The organism is Streptomyces noursei, from assembly GCF_016917755.1.
GTDB classification, from domain to species: Bacteria; Actinomycetota; Actinomycetes; order Streptomycetales; family Streptomycetaceae; genus Streptomyces; species Streptomyces yunnanensis.
In genome coordinates this window covers 8232213-8252013 of sequence record NZ_CP070326.1, presented here as the reverse complement: position 1 = coordinate 8252013, position 19801 = coordinate 8232213, and the positions used below count along the sequence as shown (strand labels likewise).

Annotated in this window: 19 protein-coding genes and 1 pseudogene; 9 read left to right on the top strand and 11 right to left on the bottom strand. The window is 71.3% G+C overall.

Annotated features, from left to right (window positions below):
* Positions 1-125: 125 nt before the first annotated feature.
* Both JNO44_RS35740 and JNO44_RS35735 read left to right on the top strand, forming a co-directional pair.
* The gene (locus JNO44_RS35740) at positions 126-776 is read left to right on the top strand and encodes a PadR family transcriptional regulator (protein ID WP_240167812.1); all 651 of its coding nucleotides are present in this window, start codon (positions 126-128) and stop codon (positions 774-776) included.
* 278 nt (positions 777-1054) lie between these two features.
* A complete protein-coding gene (locus JNO44_RS35735) occupies positions 1055-1336 on the top strand; it encodes a hypothetical protein (RefSeq protein ID WP_205368148.1) in 282 nt (93 codons plus the stop codon).
* Positions 1337-1385: 49 nt separating this feature from the next.
* On the opposite strand, the gene JNO44_RS35730 is transcribed toward JNO44_RS35735, so the two are convergent.
* The gene (locus tag JNO44_RS35730; protein ID WP_235095415.1) at positions 1386-1994 is read right to left on the bottom strand and encodes an N-acetylmuramoyl-L-alanine amidase; all 609 of its coding nucleotides are present in this window, start codon (positions 1992-1994) and stop codon (positions 1386-1388) included.
* A gap of 319 nt (positions 1995-2313) precedes the next feature.
* Here JNO44_RS35730 and JNO44_RS35725 point away from each other — a divergent pair, with 319 nt between their 5' ends.
* Positions 2314-2490: a hypothetical protein gene (locus JNO44_RS35725; RefSeq protein ID WP_205368146.1), complete on the top strand. Its 177-nt coding sequence runs from the start codon at positions 2314-2316 to the stop codon at positions 2488-2490.
* Positions 2491-2563: 73 nt separating this feature from the next.
* On the opposite strand, the gene JNO44_RS35720 is transcribed toward JNO44_RS35725, so the two are convergent.
* Positions 2564-3826: a sensor histidine kinase gene (locus JNO44_RS35720; RefSeq protein ID WP_205368144.1), complete on the bottom strand. Its 1263-nt coding sequence runs from the start codon at positions 3824-3826 to the stop codon at positions 2564-2566.
* A gap of 295 nt (positions 3827-4121) precedes the next feature.
* Here JNO44_RS35720 and JNO44_RS35715 point away from each other — a divergent pair, with 295 nt between their 5' ends.
* On the top strand, positions 4122-5027 hold the full coding sequence (locus JNO44_RS35715) for an SCO4651 family lipoprotein (protein ID WP_205368142.1): 906 nt from the start codon (positions 4122-4124) through the stop codon (positions 5025-5027).
* A gap of 51 nt (positions 5028-5078) precedes the next feature.
* On the opposite strand, the gene JNO44_RS35710 is transcribed toward JNO44_RS35715, so the two are convergent.
* Positions 5079-5618, bottom strand: a complete 540-nt coding sequence (locus JNO44_RS35710; protein ID WP_205368140.1) for a TetR family transcriptional regulator — start codon at positions 5616-5618, stop codon at positions 5079-5081.
* 187 nt (positions 5619-5805) lie between these two features.
* Between JNO44_RS35710 and JNO44_RS35705 the strand changes: the two genes are divergently transcribed.
* Together JNO44_RS35705 and JNO44_RS35700 are read left to right on the top strand one after the other, a co-directional pair.
* On the top strand, positions 5806-6009 hold the full coding sequence (locus JNO44_RS35705; RefSeq protein ID WP_205368138.1) for a hypothetical protein: 204 nt from the start codon (positions 5806-5808) through the stop codon (positions 6007-6009).
* 184 nt (positions 6010-6193) lie between these two features.
* Positions 6194-7552, top strand: a pseudogene (locus JNO44_RS35700) (alkaline phosphatase).
* Positions 7553-7778: 226 nt separating this feature from the next.
* Here the strand turns inward: JNO44_RS35700 and JNO44_RS35690 are convergent.
* From JNO44_RS35690 to JNO44_RS35675, 4 genes are all read right to left on the bottom strand, one after another.
* Entirely contained in the window at positions 7779-8636 is an 858-nt protein-coding gene (locus tag JNO44_RS35690; RefSeq protein WP_205368136.1) for a DUF2127 domain-containing protein, read from the bottom strand.
* Positions 8637-8857: 221 nt separating this feature from the next.
* Positions 8858-9658 carry an alpha/beta fold hydrolase gene (locus JNO44_RS35685; protein ID WP_205368134.1) on the bottom strand — a complete coding sequence of 267 codons (801 nt, stop codon included), beginning with the start codon at positions 9656-9658 and terminating at the stop codon, positions 8858-8860.
* 198 nt (positions 9659-9856) lie between these two features.
* The gene (locus tag JNO44_RS35680; protein ID WP_205368133.1) at positions 9857-10555 is read right to left on the bottom strand and encodes a hypothetical protein; all 699 of its coding nucleotides are present in this window, start codon (positions 10553-10555) and stop codon (positions 9857-9859) included.
* 264 nt (positions 10556-10819) lie between these two features.
* Complete coding sequence (locus JNO44_RS35675) at positions 10820-11230, bottom strand: hypothetical protein (protein ID WP_205368132.1); 411 nt, start codon at positions 11228-11230, stop codon at positions 10820-10822.
* A 154-nt stretch (positions 11231-11384) separates the two neighbouring features.
* Between JNO44_RS35675 and JNO44_RS35670 the strand changes: the two genes are divergently transcribed.
* Complete coding sequence (locus JNO44_RS35670) at positions 11385-12341, top strand: ALF repeat-containing protein (RefSeq protein WP_205368131.1); 957 nt, start codon at positions 11385-11387, stop codon at positions 12339-12341.
* A 69-nt stretch (positions 12342-12410) separates the two neighbouring features.
* Here the strand turns inward: JNO44_RS35670 and JNO44_RS35665 are convergent, their stop codons facing one another.
* The 3 genes from JNO44_RS35665 to JNO44_RS35655 form a co-directional block, all read right to left on the bottom strand.
* Positions 12411-14633 (bottom strand): HelD family protein, encoded by a 2223-nt coding sequence (locus tag JNO44_RS35665; protein WP_205371118.1) that lies wholly within the window; start codon positions 14631-14633, stop codon positions 12411-12413.
* 249 nt (positions 14634-14882) lie between these two features.
* Positions 14883-16874, bottom strand: a complete 1992-nt coding sequence (gene otr(A) / locus JNO44_RS35660; protein ID WP_205368130.1) for a tetracycline resistance ribosomal protection protein Otr(A) — start codon at positions 16872-16874, stop codon at positions 14883-14885.
* A gap of 217 nt (positions 16875-17091) precedes the next feature.
* The gene (locus tag JNO44_RS35655) at positions 17092-17361 is read right to left on the bottom strand and encodes a GlsB/YeaQ/YmgE family stress response membrane protein (RefSeq protein WP_039629439.1); all 270 of its coding nucleotides are present in this window, start codon (positions 17359-17361) and stop codon (positions 17092-17094) included.
* Positions 17362-17542: 181 nt separating this feature from the next.
* Between JNO44_RS35655 and JNO44_RS35650 the strand changes: the two genes are divergently transcribed.
* Positions 17543-17980 (top strand): MarR family winged helix-turn-helix transcriptional regulator, encoded by a 438-nt coding sequence (locus tag JNO44_RS35650; RefSeq protein ID WP_205368129.1) that lies wholly within the window; start codon positions 17543-17545, stop codon positions 17978-17980.
* Positions 17981-18014: 34 nt separating this feature from the next.
* Here the strand turns inward: JNO44_RS35650 and JNO44_RS35645 are convergent, their stop codons facing one another.
* On the bottom strand, positions 18015-18614 hold the full coding sequence (locus tag JNO44_RS35645; RefSeq protein WP_205368128.1) for a TetR/AcrR family transcriptional regulator: 600 nt from the start codon (positions 18612-18614) through the stop codon (positions 18015-18017).
* A 109-nt stretch (positions 18615-18723) separates the two neighbouring features.
* Here JNO44_RS35645 and JNO44_RS35640 point away from each other — a divergent pair, with 109 nt between their 5' ends.
* A complete protein-coding gene (locus JNO44_RS35640; RefSeq protein ID WP_205368126.1) occupies positions 18724-19653 on the top strand; it encodes an NAD(P)-dependent oxidoreductase in 930 nt (309 codons plus the stop codon).
* Positions 19654-19801: the final 148 nt, after the last annotated feature.

Here is a 19801-nt window from a genome sequence, read left to right as displayed (position 1 = left end):
AGTGCATGGATCGTTCGCGTCGCACCGGCGACGGCGGTGCGTGTGCGCCGCCGTGCCGATGCCCCATAGTTGCAAAGCAACTAGTCCCAATGCAACTAGTTACGTCGTTGACTACGATGACCCGCATGACCGCCCCCGTGAAGAGCTCGCCGCTCGGCCTCACCGTGCTGACGCTGCTGCACCACCGCCCGCTGCACCCCTACGGCATCCAGCAACTGCTCAAGGAGTGGGGCAAGGAGCAGGTGGTCAACGTCGGCCAGCGGGCCGGGCTCTACCGCACCATCGAGCGGCTGCAGACCGGCGGACTGATCACCGTCCGGCACACCGAGCGCGATCAGCAGTACCCGGAGCGGACGGTCTACGAGGTCACCGACGAGGGGCGGGCGGTCACTCGCCAGTGGCTGGAGCAGATGCTGGCGGTGCCCAAGGCGGAGTTCCCGGTGTTCCCGGCCGCGCTGTCGAACATGCTGATGCTCAGCCCGGACGAGGTGGCACCGATCCTGGAGCGGCGCCGGAAACGGCTCGCGGCCCAGCGCGCCGAACTGGAGCGCCAGAACGCCGCGGCCCCGGCCGGACTCCCACGGATCACGCTGATCGAGAACGAATACCTCCTCGCCGTCGTCGGTGCGGAGGAGCGCTGGCTCCAAGGAGTGCTCGACGACCTGCGGGACGGCAGCCTGACCTGGTCCCCGGAGATGCTGGAGGCGTTCCAGGACGCGGCGGAGCCGGGCGCGGACGCCCCCGCCGCGCACGAATCCACCGAGACCGCCGAATAGGGCCGGGAGAACGGCGAGTTGGGCGGACCGAGTCGGGTCCGCCCTGCCGTCCCTGCCGGCCCGATCGCAGCCGACCGCGCCGGGCACCGCCCCAGACCACCGCACGACCGTCACCAGCGCACCCACGCGACGGCCGTCCGGCGAAGTACACCCACACCGCCGCGGCGCAGCAGTTCCGGAAGGCCGGCGTCGCCTGGACCTCGTCCGGCCGGTGCAGCAACCGGAACAACCGGAGCTGCACGTCCTTCGAGCAGATCAACCGGACCACCGTCGCCGGTGTGATCGTGTTCAAGCGGGCGAGCCGGTGCGCGGTCACCGTCACCGCGGGCACCGAGAAGGGCCACCAGGAAGGCAAGTACAGCCACTGGAACGGCTACAGGGTCGATGTCCATGTGACCCCGTGCGTGGACAGGTACATCGCCGGCCCCTTCCGCTACACGGGCCCACGCCCGGGTGACGGCGCCAAGACCTACAAGTCCCCGGCGGGCAACGTCTACGCCCGCGAAGTCGCACCGAGCGGCACCCACTGGGACATCACCTACTTCAACGGCGACCGCTGACCGAGATGGGCCCGGGCCACCGGGCCCACCGGCGTCCACCGGGCAGTGGTCAGAAGGCGGCGGCCACCAGCCGCATATAGCGGGGCCAGTCCCACAGTGGACCGGGGTCGACGTGGTCGGCGCCGGGCACCTCGTTGTGGCCGATGATGTGGCGGCGGTCGATCGGGATGCCGTAGCGGTGGCAGATCGCGGCGGTCAGCGCGGCCGACCGCTCGTAGAGCACATCGGTGAACCAGTGGGGTTCGTCGACCCGCCCCTCGTGCTCCACCCCGATGCTGCGCCAGTTGTACGTGCTGTTGCCGGCGTGCCAGGCGACGTCGTGTTCCTGTACGCACTGGGCGAGGTAACCGTCCTGGGACCGCAGGGTGTAGTGGGCGGAGGCGCGGTAGCCGGGACGGCCGAACAGCATCAGGGTGTCGGGGAACGTCTCCTGCGTGACGTGCACGATCACCATCTGTACGGGATGACTGGCCGGCCGGTCGGCGGGGGTGAAGTTGGTGATGCTGGCGGGAACCCACTGCGCCTGCGGATAGCCCGGTGCCGCGCGGCTGGCGCCGGGCCCAGGGGCGCCCGAGCCCGAACACGCCGAGGTGGCGGCGAGCGCGGCCAGCCCCGTCACGAGATGCCTACGGCCGAGCGCCCACTCGTCGCGGTTCACCGGGGCCTCCACGGCGATGAGAAGAAGCGCGGACGCATGGTGGGTCGCTCCCTCCGGCCGCAATGCCTGACGCATGTGGAACGAGTGACTGAACGAGTGACTGTCCGTCCCGAAAACTACCTGCGGGCCGCCGCACGTCCCGGCTTCGACACGGGGAACCGGTGGGCGGGAACGGTAGGCGGGAACAGTGGGCAGGGCGGCGTGGGACGCGGCGGCGTAAGGGTGTTGACAGGATGCGTAAGGTGGAAGCGCAGCACGCACCCCGGTCCGATTGGCCGGCCGGGCGTACCCAAGTGGGGGGAAGAAAGGTGCGTGCCCGATGAGTATCGGGCTCCTGTCTGCTGTTGGTGTTGCCCTGTATGCGGCGACGGTCTCGGTTCTCGCCTTCACCTCCGCCTTCGCGCGGCGCGAGGAACTACGGCGTGAGGCCCGGAGCACACTGTCCATCCTCGTCGCGTCCCGCACCGCGGAACGGGCGGTGCCGGACGATCAGTGAGGCAGGGCGGGCGCGAGTCGGTGGCAGGGGGCGTTCGTCCCTGCCACCGACCGGCCGAGGAAGCCCGCGGACATCACGGTGCGTGCGGGAGGACGACGCGCATGTCGAGTCCGCCGCCTTCGCGGGGTTCGGCGGTGATGGTGCCGTCGTGGGCGCGGACCACGGACCGGACGATGGACAGGCCAAGGCCCACGCCCTTGTCGCTGCCGGTCCGCTCCGTACGCAGCCGCCGGAACGGTTCGAAGAGGTTCTCCACCTCGTAGGCCGGCACCACCGGCCCCGTATTGGAGACCACCAGCACCGCACACCCCGGCTGCGGCTCCGTGGTCACCTCCACCCAACCGCCCTCCGGCACGTTGTACCGCACCGCGTTCTGCACCAGATTCAACGCGATCCGCTCCAACAGCACCCCATTGCCCTGCACGAACACCTGCTGCCGCACCCCGCGCAGCTGCACCCCCTTGGCCTGCGCCTCCTCACGCGTCTGATCCACCGCCTGCGAGGCCACCTCCGACAGATCCACCGGACGCTTGTCCACGATCTTGTTCTCACTGCGCGCCAGCAGCAGCAACCCCTCCACCAACTGCTCACTGCGCTCATTGGTCGCCAACAGCGTCTTCCCCAGCTGCTGCACCTCCGGCGACGCCTGCGGATCCGCCAGCTGCACCTCCAACAACGTCCGATTGATCGCCAACGGCGTCCGCAACTCATGCGACGCGTTCGACACGAACCGCCGCTGCGACTCAAACGCCCGGTCCAACCGGTCCAACATCTCGTCGAAGGTGTCCGCCAACTCCTTCAGCTCGTCATCCGGACCACCCAACTCGATCCGCCGATGCAGATCCGACCCCGCCACCCGCTGCGCGGTCCGCGTGATCCGCCCCAACGGCGACAGCACCCGCCCCGCCATCGCATAACCGAACGCGAACGCCACGATCGTCAACCCCAACAACGCCAACAACGAACGGTTGAGGAACTGGCCCAGCGCCAGGGTGCGTTGGTCCTGGATGCAGGCGCTGATCGCCGTGTTGATCTCGTCGACGCTGCCGGACGTCGGCAGGATGGGGCAGTTGACGTTGCTGACCCTCAGGTTGGTGCCGAAGACCCTGAAGTCCGGAGTGCCTTCTTTGAGGGTGCCGGCCGCGAAGAAGAAGATGATCGTGAGCAGTACGACGCCGGCCATCAGGAACATGCCGCCGTACAGCAGCGTGAGCCGTATCCGGATGGTGGGGCGCAACCACGGCGCGGAGCGGTGGCGCGGATCGGGAAGCGGGCTTCGGACGGGCTTGGAGGGGAGGGGCCCCAGTGTCGCGGTGGATTGCGGGGAGTTCGCCATCGTCGTCAGCTCCGATGCTCCGCCGGGCCGGGTGCGGAGGCTGACATCGGGATGACGGGTGGGCGCACTGGTGGTCCTTTGATTCTTCCTCAGGTGTCCTGAGGCACACGAACGTTGCCAAGACACACCCATAGTGCTCAAAGGAACCGTAAATCGGCAGTAAGGAAAGCGGCGATAAAGGCGCTGGGGAGGCGGCGGGCGCGCGGTACAGCCGGATCACCTCTTTCGATAAATGTCAGGCCAATGCGTTACGGTGCGTGCGTAATTCCCGGAGGCGGACAAAAAGGGGTGGGGCATGCAGAAGGGGATCGCGCGGCGCACCGGCGTCTCGCTCATGGCGGTGGCCGTACTGGCAGGGGCGGCGGGCTGCCAGCAGGGCGCGAAGAAGGTCGCGGGGGACGGCTCCGGCGGGGGCGCCGAGCGCGCCCCGATCCAGGCGCTCACGGTCGCCTACAAGAAGACCGCGGCGGCGAAGTCGGCGAAGGTCACGATGAGCATGTCGATGCCGGCGGGGCTGCCGGACGGTGGCGAGACGAAGGTGTCGGGCGTCATGGGATGGGACCCGATGGTCATGGACGTGACCATGAGTGAGAGCCCGCTCGGGGGCCGGGCGGGCGGCGCCGAGACGTCGCACATGGTGTGGCTCGACAACACCGTCTACGTGGACATGGGCAAGCGGACCGAGGCGTTCGACGGCAAGCGGTGGGGCAAGTTCGACCTCCGGGCCGCCGCCGCGGAGTCGGCCGACAACGCCCTCATGCGGCAGGTCACCGCCGGCCTGGACGACATGAACCAGGACCCGTCGCAGCAGCTCGCGATGCTGCTCGGCTCGCCGGACGTCAGGCACCTGGGCGGCGGCGAGGTCGACGGCGAGCACGCCGAGCACTACCAGGGCTCGCTGGGCGTCGAGGCGGGGCTCGGGTCGCTCAAGTCCGTCACCAACCTCACGGCCGAGCAGCGGGAGAAGCTCTTCGCGAACATCAAGAAGGCGGGCGTCAAGAGCTACGACTACGACGTCTGGGTCAACGGCCAGGACTACCCCGTGAAGATGGACGTGGACATCAAGACCCCGCAGGGCACGATCAAGACCAGCACGCGCTACTCCGACTACGGCGCCAAGGCGGCGGTGCAGGCCCCGCCCGCCGACGACACCGCCGACGTGCTGAAGGTGCTCCGGGACCTCGTGGCGCAGCGCGACTGACCGGCGGGAACCGGCCGCGGGCGGGGTCGATCGGGTCGGTGCGGACCGGCGTCAGTTCGGCCCCAGCCCGGTGAGCAGGGACCGGGTCACGAGGTCGGCTCCCTGCGCGGGGGTCAGTTCGGGCATCTCGTGGGACGCCATGTTGGTGAGGTGCGTCAGCAGGGTGCGTGCCCAGCGGTCCGGGAGGCCCGGGCGGAGGACGCCTTCGCGGACGGCCCGCGCCATGAACGCGTCGAGGTGTTGGAGCAGTCGCTGAAGGCGTGCGGTTGCGGCCTCGTCCCGCGCCTGTTGGAGATCCACCGGCCATTTCCTGCTCACGGCGATGATGTCCTCGGCGTACCGGTGCAGTGCCACGGTCACGGGCGCCTCGGTCAGCCGGGCCTGCGCGAGGACCTCTTCGCAGGCGTCGAGTTTGGCGGTGTGGACGGCGGCCATCAGCGCCTCGCGGGTGCTGAAGCGACGGTAGACGGTGCGGCGGTCCACGCCCGCAGCGGTCGCGATCGCCGCGATGCTCGTCGCGGGATCGTGCGCCAGCAGGCGTGCTCCGGTCTGCAGGACCGCGTCCAGGTTGCGTGCGGCGTCGGCTCTCATCGTGACGGGATCTTAGGGGTGCGCGAGGCCGATTGGCCAGAAAATGCCACTAGAGGATTGTGGTTCTCTCGATAACTGTCACATAGTTGTGTCAACTACTGCGCTCGTCGTGCGGCCGTGGTTGTCGCCGGCTGCCCGGCGTCGAGATCCCTCGGCGAGGTGCCTGGCTTCCCTCCTCACCTCTGGAGTGCTACGTGAGCCCAACCCTCATGCCTGTGAACGAGTCCGCGACGCCGTACGGCCGCTCGCCGCGGTGTTGGCCGACCCACCCCAGGCGCCCCTGAGCGCCTTGGTGCAGGGGACGCCGCTCCGGGTCGACGGCCCCGGTTTCGAGGTCGCTGCGGCACGGCGGCTGCGGCGCGACACCGAACTGCTGCTGGGCGGCGCCTGAGCGAGCGGCGGCGGGTGAGGGGAGGGGGCCCCGGCCCCGTGCCTCTCCCCGCCTCCGCGCCGTCCCGTTGCGTGGCGGCTGCGGCGCTGCCGGCATGACGTCACCCTTGGTTCACCAACGACTGGTGGGCTGGGGCGCGTTGGACCAGACGTCCACGTCCCACGGATCTTCAAGGAGACGTTTCATGCACCGACCCTCCCGCCGTCACGTCATGGCCGCCACCGCCTTGGTCGCCGCCACCGCGGCGGCCGCGGCCGTGGCCACCGCGGCCGGCGCCTCCGACACCGTGCAGCAGGCCCAGCACGCCATCAAGGGCGGCAAGGCGAAGAACGTCATCCTGCTCATCGGTGATGGCATGGGGGACTCCGAGATCACGCTCGCCCGCGACTACGTGGTCGGCGCGGGCGGCCGGCTGAACATGGACGGGTTCCCGCTCACGGGCGCCTACACGACCTACGCGGTCCACGCCGACGGCACCCCGGACTACGTGACCGACTCCGCCGCGAGCGGGTCCGGCTGGGCGACCGGCCGCAAGACGGTCAACGGCCGTATCTCCAAGACCCCGGACACCGACAAGGCCGTCCCCACCCTCCTCGAACTGGCGCAGCGGGGCGGTTACGCCACCGGCAGCGTCACCACCGCCGAACTCACCGACGCCACCCCGGCGGTGCTCGCCTCGCACGCCACGGACCGCTCCTGCCAGGGCCCCGGCGACATGGCCAAGTGCCCCACCGACACCCTCGCCAAGGGCGGTCCCGGCTCCATCGCCGAGCAGTCCGTCAACCACAAGGTCGACGTCCTCTTCGGCGGTGGGAAGCAGCGTTTCGACCAGAAGGTCACCGAGGGCAAGTACAAGGGCCTGACGGTCACCGAGCAGGCCCGGAAGCTGGGCTACCAGGTCGTCACCGACGGCGCCGGCCTGAAGGGCGTCAAGGCGGGCAAGCCGGTGCTCGGCCTGTTCGCGTCGGGCAATGTGCCGACCGAGTGGACCGGTAGGCCGGCGGCGGTCGGCGGGACCGACCCGCAGCGGTGCGTGACCTCCAACCCCAACCGCCCGTCGGCCACCCCGAGCCTGGCCGATTCGGCGACCAAGGCGATCCAGCTCCTGGAGGCCAAGCAGAAGCACGCCAAGAAGGGCTTCTTCCTCCAGATCGAGGGCGCGTCCATCGACAAGCAGGACCACGCGGCCGACCCGTGCGGTCAGATCGGCGAGACCGCCGCGTTCGACCGCGCGGTGAAGGTGGCCCGCGACTACGCGGCCAAGCACCCCGACACGCTCGTGGTGACCACCGCCGACCACGGCCACACCAGCCAGATCGTGCCGCTGGAGGCCACCCCGCCCGGCCTGAGCTCCACTCTCGTCACCAACGAGGGCCAGCAGCTCAAGGTCAACTACTCGACCAACACCCCGGGTCAGTCGCAGGAGCACACCGGTACCCAGGTGCGGATCGCCGCCTAGGGCCCGCAGGCGTACCGGGTCCTCGGCATCACGAACCAGACCGACCTGTTCACCACGATCCGCAGGGCGCTCGGCCTGAAGTAAGGGTGCACCGGGCGCCGGTCCGCTACACCACCGTCTGGTCGCCCTGTGACGAGCAGATCGCCCCGTGAGCAGCACCGCGCTGAGCGGGGCCCGGAACATCGAGGCGGCGTGCCTGAAGCGCAACGAGCTGCTGACGGACGAGACGGTCGCGGCGGAGGTGCGAAGCGCCTTGGACTCCGACTGACGTCGGTGCGGCGGCCGGTGGAGGCACCCGTGCCGGTGGGCTTCAGCCGGCCGTCCGGGCGGGCGGCACCCGCTCCAGGGCTTCCCAACTGACGTCCCGTGCGCGCTCGGCGGCCTCGGCACGGCCGCCGCCGCGCACGCCGAACAGCCGCTTGGCGAAGAGCAGGTAGATCACCACCGCGAGGTTGACGAGCAGGGTGAGGACCTTGGTGACGGTCACCCGGGAGAGCAGCTCGTAGACCTCGGGGGCCAGCAGGACGGTGGTGGCGACGAACGTGAGGTACTCCGCCCACCGTCTGCCGAACCACAGTCCGACCGCCTCGACCCCTTCCAACAGCGCATAGGCGGCGATCACCAGACCGATCAGCCACAACGTCGACGAGCGCACCGCGAACGCCTTGGCCACCTCGCCGAGCAGCCCGCGGTCGGAGACGCCCCCGGCCCCGCCCACCCCGTTCTGCAGCAGGTCCATGAACCGGTAGAACGGTGCCTGGAGGCTCGCGCGCTTGTCCGCGAAGACCAGGATGCCGGTGGCCAACGCCCCGAGCACCACGAAGTGCAGCAGCCGGTCCAGCGCGATCAGCCGCAGGACATAGCGGTCGCGCAGCGGCTTGCCGCGCAGCGGGAGGGCGATCTCGTCCCGGTCGGGTGGGTGCGGACGGTCCGGCTGCGGTCGGGGCGTCACCGGAACCCAGGCATCGCACCGCAGGCACCGGTGCCAGCGCAGTCCCTCCGGGTCCTCACGGACCAGCAGGCCGTCGGCCGGCCGCACCCGTTCCGCGCCCACGCCTTCGAGGTGGTGACCGTGCAGCGCGCAGCTCAGCAGTTCGTAGCGCAACCGCCGCCGGTCGCCGCCCGTCCCGGGCACCGGAGCCGGTGCGTCGCCGTCCTCCTCCGCCATACGTTCCTCCGTCGCGACCGGGGCCTGGTTCCGCGGGTGCCTGCGCGGCGGTACCGGGGCGGTCCGCACGGGCGTCCGGGGCCAGTCTGGGTCACGCGGGCCGGCGATCCCGGGAAATGCGGTGGGGCGGCGCGTACGGCAGGGGCGGCGGGCGGCGCGGTGCCCGTCCGCGCGGGACGCCTTACTCCTCGGGCAAGGCGCCCGCCGCCCCACCGCCGTCCCTACAGCGTGGCGAGGAAGTCCCGGACCGCGGCGGCAAAAGCCTCCGGGACACCGGTGGGCAGCAGGTGGTCGCCGTCCAGCTGGACCGCCACGGTGCCGGGGCGGCGGTCGACCATGCCGCGGGCCTCGGCGGGCGGCAGGTAGCCCTTGGTGGCGTGGATCAGCAGGGCGGGGCAGCTGCTGGACGTCCAGTCGTCCCAGTAGTCGCCGTGCACCTCCTCCTCGGACCGGAACATGTCGTCGGGGTGGAACGGCAGCCGCCAACTGCCGTCCGGGCTCTGCCGCAGCCGGTCGGAGAACTGGGAGCCGGCCGGGCCCAGACCCGCGGCGAGCTCCTCGCGGGTGGCCGCCCGGCGGGGCAGGTCGAGCAGGAACGCGAGCGGGTTGGGACCGTCCAGTTCGAGCTCCACCGGGCCTTCGACGTTGATCAGCGCGCTGACGCGCTCGGGGTGGCGGGCCGTGAACTGGTAGGCGTTGACGGCGCCCATGGAGTGGCCGAGCAGCACCACCTGGTCCAGCGCCAGATGGTCAAGGAGGGCCCGGACGTCGGCCAGATATCCCTCGCGGGTGTAGTCGTCGGCGCGTTCGGACTCGCCCTGGCCGCGTTGGTCAGGGGCGATCAGCCGCCACTCGGGCCCCAGTGCCCCGGCGAGGTGGGTGAACATGACGCCCTCGGATATGTGGCCGTGCAGCGCGACCAAGGGACGGCCGTCCCCACCGAAGTCGAGGTACGACAATCGGCGCCCACCAATGGAGAGTTCGGACCGGACGGTGTGGTTGCCCAGGGTCGAGTCGGACATCGCCATCCCCTCATCTGACTGGCCTCTGCCGAGGCCGGCGCAACGGGACCGTCCCGAGCGCCGGGTATCTGCTACCCGATATTCGATCACCGGTACCCAGTACCCGGACATCGCCTCGGGCCCGCGTCGGTCTGTCCGTCCTCAGCAGGCCGGGGAACGGACCCGGCCGACCGCCGCTCGTCAGGCACCCGGTGTCGCTCAGGCATCCCACGCCAGGTGGTATTCGACCGCCCGCCGGGTCGTCGGCGCGAAGCCGAGCGAGACCAGGGCCGCCTCGAAGACCTCGTCGCCAGGCGCCACACATGTCTCGACCGCCGGGGTCCCCGGGGCTTCCGCCGTCACCTGGCGCACCGCCAACGACACGAGCGCCGCGAGCGATGCGGCCGTCCCTTCCTCCTGCCGGTCGTGCACCAGCACCGCCCGGCCCTCGTCCACCTCGACATCGCACCAGGCATCGCCCACCCCGACCCGGAAGAGGGTGCCCTCCGCAGTCGGTGACCCGGGGGCCCGGCCGCCCGGCGTGGCGGCCGGTTCCGCCGCCAACTCCCTGCGCCACCAGCGATGGACCTCGTCCCCGGCGACCGCCCCCAACTGCTCCAGGGCGGCGGCAGCGGAGAGGGACAGCTCGCCCGTCTCCTCGACCCATCGAAGCGTCCGACCCCCGGCGTCCCGCACCACCGGCACCGCCGCCCCCACCAGCGGCACCCGGACCTCCCCCGGGCCCGCCACGACTCCCACGAAGCGGAGATCGGGGTCCGCCGCCCCCAGGTCGAGCACCGCCAACGACCCGACGGTCGACCCGGCGTCGCGCGCCACCACCACCGCGAACGTCCGGTCGTCGCACCAGAGGTCGGGGACCGCCCCACGCTCCCGAAAAACCTGCACAGAAACCGACATACCGCGATCATTGCACGCCCCGATACACCGAAGCGAACTACCGTTCGGTTCGGTGTGGTGCGTCATGCGCGTGTCTGGGGGCGGTGGGTGCATGATGCCGACCAGTGTCGTCACCGTCGGGGAACGTGTCGCAGATTGCCTGCAAACCTGGCCGGAATGACGAGGGCGGGCACCCGGGGAACCCGACTCGTGGTCCCGAAACGACACCCGGCCTGCCCCGATTCCCCGCCCTCGGCGGCTCAACGCGGGCCGCCGGGCGGTGCCTCAGTGGACCGTGACGGTGATCGGGCGGGAAGTCGAGCGGGTCTTGGGGTGCTGGTCCTGGGCGGAGCGGCCTTCGAAGAGGGCCGCGCGCAGCTGGAGATGGCCGCGTTGCTTCACGCGCAGGGTGACGTTGACGGCGCCTCCGGCGTGCCGCGCGGGCTTGGAGCACGCGACGTTGTGCCAGGCGGTGGCCGACCAGCGCTGCTGTACGCAGACCTTGTTGAACGTGGCGTTGTCGTCGCTCGCCTTGGCGGCGGCGCGGACGAGGCCGCCCAGGCCGACCGAGCGGGGGCCGGCGGTGAAGGAGAGCGAGGACTTGGCCGAAGCCGGCCCCGCGGTGACCCCCAGCGAGGTGACTGCGACGGCGCCGATGAGCGCACAGTGGAGGGTGCGGCGGTGGTGAGGGGTCATCCTTTTCTCCTCCATGGCCTGTCCGAATGTGAGGGCGTCCGGGGCGGGACGACTGCCGCACCGCGGGAACACCCGGCTGATCACATCACCTTACGTCTGCTTTACCTTGTCGATGACAGTTTTTGGGTAGTTCTTAGCGAAGTAGGTGTACTGCGTGAAGTTGGCGCGCGTTTCGGCCGTGGTCGCCGCTGCGGCGATAGCCCCGGCCGTGTTGTTCTCCTCGCCGGCGATGGCTGCCGACCGTGGTGCGTCACCGGCCAACTCGGCCCCGGACGCCTCGCCGGAGACGAAGCCGGCGGAGTCGGCCGGGGAGGGCGATGCGTCCGCCGAGCGGGACCGGATGGCGATCCTGCGGATGCTCGCGGACAAGAACATCGGCAAGGGGCTGGAGCGGGAGGCCCAGCGGGCGCTCGACGGCGGCCCCGAGGCCATGCGGCACTTCCTCGACGTCGGCCAGTACGCGGCACGCGACGAGGACAACCGCGTCGCCATCCTGAAGATCCTCGCGGACAAGGGCATCGGCCGGGGCGTCGACGAAGCGGCACAGCGGGCGTTGAACGGCACCCCCGAAGACCGGGTGCGCTTCCTGGAGTCCGGTTGGCGCGCGGCCCGGGACGACGACGACCGCGTACATGTCTCGCAGCTCCTCAGCTCCGGTGGCCCCGAGGTGAGGGCGGCGGCCAACAAGGCGTTGGACGGCACGATGGAGGACATCCGCCGCTTCCTCGACGTCGGCCAGTACGAGGCCCGCGCCAAGGACGAGGCGAACGCCGAGGCCGAGGCCAAGCGCAGGGCCGAGGAGGAAGCGGCCAAGAAGAAGCCGACCCCCACCACCGGTGACGGTGGCGAGGCCGGCGAGCGGGGCGACGGGACGGCCACCACCGCCGAACCCGCCAAGCCCGGTACCGGCGGCGACAGCACCGGCGGCGTCCGGCCCGCGGTCGCGCCCCCGCTCGGCACCGGCTCCGCCCCCTCGGCCGGCGACCGCCAACTGGCCGCCACCGGAGTCGGCCCCGCCACCCCGTGGGCGCTCGGCGGCTCGGCGCTCGCCCTCACCGCCGGCGCCGGGCTGGTCGTCGCCGCCCGCCGCCGCACCTCCGCAGGTCACTGACACACCGTCGGGCCCTCGTCGTGCCACCCGTACGACGAGGGCCCGCGCGGCTGTCCGCGCGGCTGCCGGTCAGTCCGCCAGCGCGGTCAGCCCGCGCGGCAGCGTCTGCGTGTGGAGCACGCCCAGCCGCTGGGTCGCCCGGGTGAGCGCGACATAGAGATCGCTCGTCCCGAACTCCGCCGGCTCCACGACCAGAACGGAGTCGAACTCCAGCCCCTTGGCCTGGCGCGGGTGCAGGATCACCACCGGGCTGGTCAGGTCGGGCGTGGGACCGACGGAGGCCGTCGGCAGGGCGGCCGCCAGGGCGGCGCAGTGCTCGCTCGGGGCGATCACGGCAAGACGGCCCTGACCGTCGCCCGCCGCCTCGCGGGCCACCGCCTCCGCGACGGCCCGCGGCAGGTCGTCGGTGCGCCGGGCCCACGGGGGGACGCCGGTGGAGCGGATCGACTTCGGCGGCACGAAGGACGCGTCGACCATCCGCGGGATCTCCGCCGCGGCCTCCATGATCTCGGTCGGCGTACGGTAGTTGACGCCGAGCCGGACGTGTTCCCAACGGTCCTCGACGTACGGCGCGAGGATGGTCTCCCAGGCACCGCAGCCACCCGGTTCGGAGGTCTGCGCGGGATCGCCGACCAGCGTCATGGAACGGGTCGGGCAGCGCCGCATCAGCAGTCGCCACAGCATCGGCGAGAGCTCCTGCGCCTCGTCGACGATGATGTGGCCGAAGGCCCAGGTGCGGTCCGCCGCGGCGCGTTCGGCGGCGGTGCGGTGGTCGGCCTCCTCCTGGCGTTCGGCGAGCCGGTCCGCGTCGATCAGGTCGTGTGCGGCCAGCACCTCCGAATCCTCGTCCTCCCGGTCCTCGAACTCCTGGGTGCGCGAACCGTAGGAGAGGTCCAGCACGCCCTGCGCGTAGGTGATGAGTTCCTGGCGTTCGGCCTCGGCGGCGGCCCGGGCGGCCGAGTCGTCCTCGCCGAGGAGTTCGGCCGCCTCGTCCAGCAGCGCGACGTCCGCCGGGGTCCAGTCGCCGCCGGTACGGCGGATCGCCGCCGCGTCGGCGTCCGGCAGGTGCACCGGTTCGGAGAGGAAGTCGGCGACCAGCTGCTGCGGGGTGAGCGACGGCCACAGTTCCTCGATGGCGCGGTGTACCTCGCCGCTGGTGGCGATGCCCTTGCCCAGCTGGGCGATGTCGTCCGGGCCGAGGAGGTTGGGGCCGCCGTAGGGGTCGGCGCCGATCCGCTCGGTGAGTTGGGCGGTGAGCGCATCGATCACATGGAAGGCGAAGTGCGGGCGCGCCAGGTTGTGCGGCAGCAGGGTGGCCCGGGCCTGCCGGCGGGCCTCGTCCGCGATCGCCGCGTCCAGGCACAGCTCGCCGTCCTCGTGGTCGATGACGAGCTCGGGGTCGGGGAGCAGCTGCTGGTCGGCCACGAAGCGCGCGAGGGCGTCCGCCATCGTCGCGCTGCCCTTGACCTCGGCGGCGCGCGGCGTGTCGGTGCCGGTCGCGGTCACCCCGGGGAACAGCTCGCCGGGCGTCGCCAACAGCACGCCGGTCTCGCCGAGCGAGGGCAGGACCTGCCCGATATAGCCGAGGAATGCCGGGTTGGGCCCGACGATCAGCACTGCGCGGCGGGCGAGTTGCTCGCGGTGCGCGTACAGCAGATACGCGGCCCGGTGCAGGGCCACGACGGTCTTGCCGGTGCCCGGACCGCCCTCCACGACGAGGACGCCGTGGTGCGGGGCGCGGATGATGCGGTCCTGGTCGGCCTGGATGGTCTGGACGATGTCGTGCATCCGCCCGGTGCGCGCAGCGTCCAGCGACGCCAGCAGGATGGCGTCCGCGTCGGCCCCTTCGTGGCCGCTGCGTTCGGAGTCGGTGAGGTCCAGGATCTCGTCGTGCAGTGCGGTCACCCGGCGGCCCTTGGTGGTCAGATGGCGCCGGCGCCGCAGTCCCATCGGGGTGTGCCCGGTGGCGAGGTAGAAGGGGCGGGCGACGTCGGCCCGCCAGTCGATGACCAGCGGAGTGCGGTCGGCGTCGTCGCGCCGGATGCCGATCCGGCCGATGTGGTGGTCGCGGCCGTCCCGGAACGCCAGACGGCCGAAGCACAGTCCGTGTTCCCCGGCCTCGAAACCGGCCAGCAGCTCGGCCTGTTCGGCGACCATCACATCCCGTTCCAGGCGTGCCTGGAAGGTTCCCCCGGCCTGCGGAAGGGCCTGTTCCATGGTCGTGCGTGCCCCGGATCGCAGGGTGTCGAGGCGATCGTGCAGCAGGCCGATGAATTCCTGCTCCTTACGCAATTCCTCGTTTGACAATTCAGCTCCGCTCGAATATGCTGTGCAGCAGTGAGATTCTTTGGGTTGATTTCTTCGCAATATTCAAACGCTCAATATACGCGGAGAAATGCCCCGGTTGTCAAACCCCGTTCGCATCACGATGCGCCGGGGTTTTTTCATTTCCCGGCTCCTGCCCGGCCGCCGGTCGGAGCCGGCGGCCGGGCAGGTATTCCCACCGTTGGACAGCGTTGGACAGTGCCCCGCGGCCGTCGATCAGCGCCCCGGCGTCCCGGCGGCCGAGCGGCTGATCGGCCGGTCTCCGTTGGGCCGGGACCACCACAGGGCCTCGCCGCGGGTAAGCCCCGGCAGCCGATGCTCCGCCGATCGCACCCGACTGGCCGGGATCACGCCCTTGACCAGCCACGAAGTCGTACCGCCCGCGGTCTCCTCCAGGTCCGCCCCGAGGGCGGCGAGACATGAGGTGACGGCCGGCAGCGCGTCGAGCGGGATGTCCACGTCGAAGGTGTGGCAGGGCTCGTAGAGCTGCGTCCCGGCCCGCTCCAGGGCCTGCCCGAGCACCAGCGGTGTCAGGCCCCGGAAGTCGCCGGCGGTGCTGACCGGGCCCGCGAAGCCCGAGCGGGTCAGGGTCACGGTGCAGTCGGTGACCGCCCAGCCCCGCGGGCCGCTGCGGAGGGCGGAGTGCACGGTCTCCTCGATGGCGGTGTGGAAGGCGTGGGGGAGGGCGCCCCGTTCGGTTTCGTACCGGAAGGCGACCCCGGAGTTCCGTCGCGCGGGCTCGACACGCAGCCCGACGGTGGCCCAGAAGCCGCTCGGACTCGGCGCCCGCCGCCCGAGCGACTGGTGCGCCTCGCCGACGCCCACCGGCCGCTCCAGGTAGACCGTGCGGCTGGGGGCGAAGACCGCCTCGATGCCGAAGTCGTCGGCGAGGGTCGCCGCGAGGATCTCCTTTTGGATCTCGCCGTACAGCAGGACCGATGTGCTGCCCTCGGGGCCGGGAGCGGCATGGATGAGCGGATCCTGTTCGGCGAGGTGCTGCAGCGCCGCGTGCAGGCGCGCCGCCGCGCCCGGTACCTGGACCCGGGGACGGACGAGCGTCCGCAGGGTGGGCGCGGGGAAGTGCGGCGGCCGCGGGCCGTCGTCCCGGCCGGCGGGGTCGGTCAGCCGGTCACCGACCCGGACCTCCGTCAGCCCACTGACCTTCCCGATGGTCCCGGGCGTCAACTGCCGGATGCCCTGGCCGCCGGCGAGCCCCGTGTTGCCGTTGCCCGGCCGGCCGACGACCTGGAGCGTGGTGATCTGGCCGGGGTATGTCAGGCGGCTGCCGTCCGGGCCGTTCCGGTGTAGGGCCACCCGTTGGCGCGCGGCCAGCGTTCCGGAGAACAGCCGCACATAGGCGGTCTTCTGCCCGGAGGGTTCGCGCTCGACGGCGAAGACCGTGCCCCGTGGGCGCGCCGCGCCGGCCGGGTCCGCGCTGCGGCCGACGGGCGCCGGCCGGAGCAGGCGGGTGATCCCGTCGATGAGCGCTCCGATGCCTTCGCCGCTGCGCGCCGACCCGAAGTGGACGGGGTGCGTCCGCCCCTGTCGGGTCTGCGCGGCGAGTGCCGCGTGCAGCTCGTCGGGGGAGGGGAAGGGGCCGTCCACGACGCGGGCGAGCAGCGCGTCGTCGAGCTCGGCGAGCGCTTCGGCGACCTGGGTGCGGAATTCCGGCTCGTCGTCGAGGGCGCGCGGGAGCACGCGGGCGGACGGCGTGCCGAGCTCCTGCACCGACGTCATCGGGACGATGTGCGGGGCCAGCTTGCGCCGGATGTCGGCCAGCAGCGCCTCCCCGCGGGCGCCCGCCCGGTCGATCTTGTTGACGAAGAGCAGGGTCGGGAGCCGCATCTCGCGCAGCGTCCGCATCAGGACGCGGGTGTGTGCCTGGACCCCCTCGACGGCGGAGAGCACCAGCACGGCGCCGTCCAGGACGCCGAGGACGCGTTCCACCTCGGCGACGAAGTCGGAGTGCCCGGGGGTGTCGATCACGTTGACCTGCGTCGCGCCGATCGTGAAGGGGGCGACCGCGGAGCGCACGGTGATGCCGCGCTGCCGCTCGATGGCGCCGGAGTCGGTCTGGGTGTCGCCGGCGTCGACGCTGCCGAGCCGGTCGATGGCGCCGGTGTCGAACAGCAGACGCTCGGTCAGGCTGGTCTTACCTGCGTCGACGTGCGCCAGGATGCCGATGTTCAGAGTGTGCTGGATGTGCATGGGTGCCGAAGTCCTCGAAATTCACCGTCCGGTAGGGGCGCTGGGGGTTTTCGAGGAATCGGCGCATGGCAGGCTCCCGCTCTGTTGACGATCGGCCGGGGCCCAGACTGCTGGCTTCCTGCGGACATCGGCAACTGATTTTTCCGGTGTGAGGAAAGGGGCCGGCGGAAATGGCCGCCGGCCCCTCACCCGTCGATGCGCGCCCGATCGGGCGCGGTCAGTGCCCGCGGTTCCGCCCCAGGGTGAGGCGGTAGAGGAGCAGGACGATGACGGAACCGACGATGGCGGCGATCCACGTCGACAGGTGGAAGAAGCCGTTGATCGAGTGCACGCCGAAGATGACTTTGCCGAGCCAGCCGCCCAACAGGCCGCCCGCGATGCCGATCAGCATGGTGATCAGGCAACCACCGGGGTCCTTGCCGGGCATCAGGGCCTTTGCGATGGCACCGGCGAGCAGACCGATCAAGGCCCAGGCGATAATTCCCATGTCTGTGCACCCTCTCCGCAAGATCCTCCGATGGGTAAAGACTCGTTCCCGCACCGGGGTCTTTCACGCGGGCCTGCTGCGAACGTGTGACGGGGGCGTCCAGGTGCGGCGTCGGACAGGGGACGGCGGCGGAGATCGACCTCGGTTGATTGCCCGGATTGGTCAACCTAGGCTTACCACCATGACTCGGAGTGCGGACGTCGACGACGTGGCCGGTGCGCTGTACGACAGCCTCGGCCTGCTGGCGCGTCGGCTGCGCCAGATGCGGGCACCGGGCGACCTCTCGTTGCCCGAGCGTGCCGCGTTGGCGCGATTGGACCGGGGCGGCCCGGCCACGGCGGCGGAGTTGGCGCGGGCCGAGCAGATCACGTCCCAGGCCATGGGGACCACGCTGGGTCTGTTGGAGGAGCGCGGCCTCGTCGAGCGCCGTCGCGATCCCCACGACGGCCGACGGATCATCCTGTCGTTGACCGAGGCCGGCGTCGAGATGCTGCGCCACAAGCGCGACGCCCGTGGTCGGCAGCTGGCGAAGGCCCTCGGCGAGCACTTCACGGACGCGGAACTGGCGACGCTCAAGGCGGCGGCGCCGCTGATCGAGCGGCTGGGCGACAGCCTCTGAAACCGGCGGCTGCCGGGCCTTCGCGCCCGGTCCGTCAGCCCGTCCCGCCCGCGGACTGAGCGGACCCCCCGTACGAGCGGACCAGGCGGGCCAGCTGGCGGCCCACCGTGCGCAGTGGCTCCTCGCTGCGGGTGACTTGCGCGGTGACCTCGGCGCCCTCCAGGGCGCTGATGACGGTGGTCGCGAGCTCCCGGGCGTCCTGCGCGTCGAAGCCGCCGCGCAGCAGCTTGTCGCGGACCAGCTCCTCCCAGTCGCGCAGTGCCGCCGCGCACGCCTGTTGGATCGGGGAGTCGGTCCCGAGCGTCTCCAGGGCCGCCGCGGTGACCGGGCAGCCGTCGATCCAGCCCGACTCGCGGAGTTCTTCGGCGAGTTGGCCGGCGCAGGAGTCCACCGCCGTCGCCGGATCGGCCTCGGCGTCCAGCGCCTTCCGCAGGAGCGCGGCGAACTCCCGGCTGCTGTGCTCGATCGCGGCGACCGCGACGGTTTCCTTGCCGCCGGGGAAGAAGTGGTAGACGGAGCCGAGGGTGGCCTGGGCCTCCTGGGCGATCTGTTTGATGCCTGTGCCGACGTAGCCCTGCCGCTGGAGGAGGCGGGCTGCGGTGATGACGATCCGGTCCCGGGTGCTGGTCTGCATGGTGCCACCGTACCGACTATTGAGTAGAGCGTTCGTTCTAGTGCTGTGGTACGTTCTCGACATGCTCTAAATAGAGCGCTCGTTTTAGTGACGGACGGAAGGGTTTCCCATGGGCACCAACGCACACCCCGGCACGGCCATCTCGACCGCGGGCACGGTCGCGGAGCAGCGGTCGGTCACCGTCATCGGGCTCGGCCCGATGGGCCGGGCCATGGCCGACGCCTACCTGGACCGCGGATACGAGGTCACCGTCTGGAACCGGACGGCCTCCCGCGCGGACGCCCTGGTGGCCCGCGGCGCGACGCTCGCCCCCGACGTCGCCCGGGCACTGACCGCCAACGACCTGGTGATCCTCAGCCTCACGGACTACGAGGCGATGTACGCCGTACTGGAGCCCGCCACCTCCGCGCTGGCCGGCCGGGTCCTGGTCAACCTCAGTTCGGACACGCCGGACAAGGCCCGAGCCGCCGCCCGCTGGGCCGTCGACCACGGGGCCGTCCAACTCACCGGAGGCGTCACCGTCCCGCCGTCGGGCATCGGCCGGCCGGAGTCGTCCACCTTCTACAGCGGCCCGCGCGAGGTGTTCGACGCCCACCGCCCGGTGCTGGAAGTGGTGACCGGCAAGGCCGACTACCGGGGCGAGGACCCGGGACTCGCGGCGCTGTACTACCAGATGGGCATGGTCATGTTCTGGACGTCCATGCTCGGCTACTGGCAGGCCATCGCCCTCGCCGACGCCAACGGCCTCGCCGCGTCCGACATCCTGGGACACGCCGTGGAGACCGCGAACTCCCTGCCGGGCTTCTTCACCTTCTACGCCGAGCGCATCGACGCCGGCGCGCACCAAGGCGACGTGGACCGCCTGGCCATGGGTCTGGCCAGCGTCGAACACGTCCTGCACACCAACGCCGACGCGGGCGTCGACACCGCACTGCCCGCCGCGGTCGTCGAACTCTTCCGACGCGGCATCAAGGCCGGACACGGCGCCGACAGCTTCTCCAGCCTGCTGGAGCTGATGAAGAAGGGCGGTGAGAGCTGACCGGGGCTGACGCGACGGGGGTACGGCCGGCGGCTCTCCACCCGGCGGTGGAGCGGGCGGGTGGAGGAGCGGCCCGACGGGTCCGGCCCGGGGGCCGATGCTTCTCCACCCGCCCGGCTCCTAACGTCGGTGCAGGTCACCGTGGTGC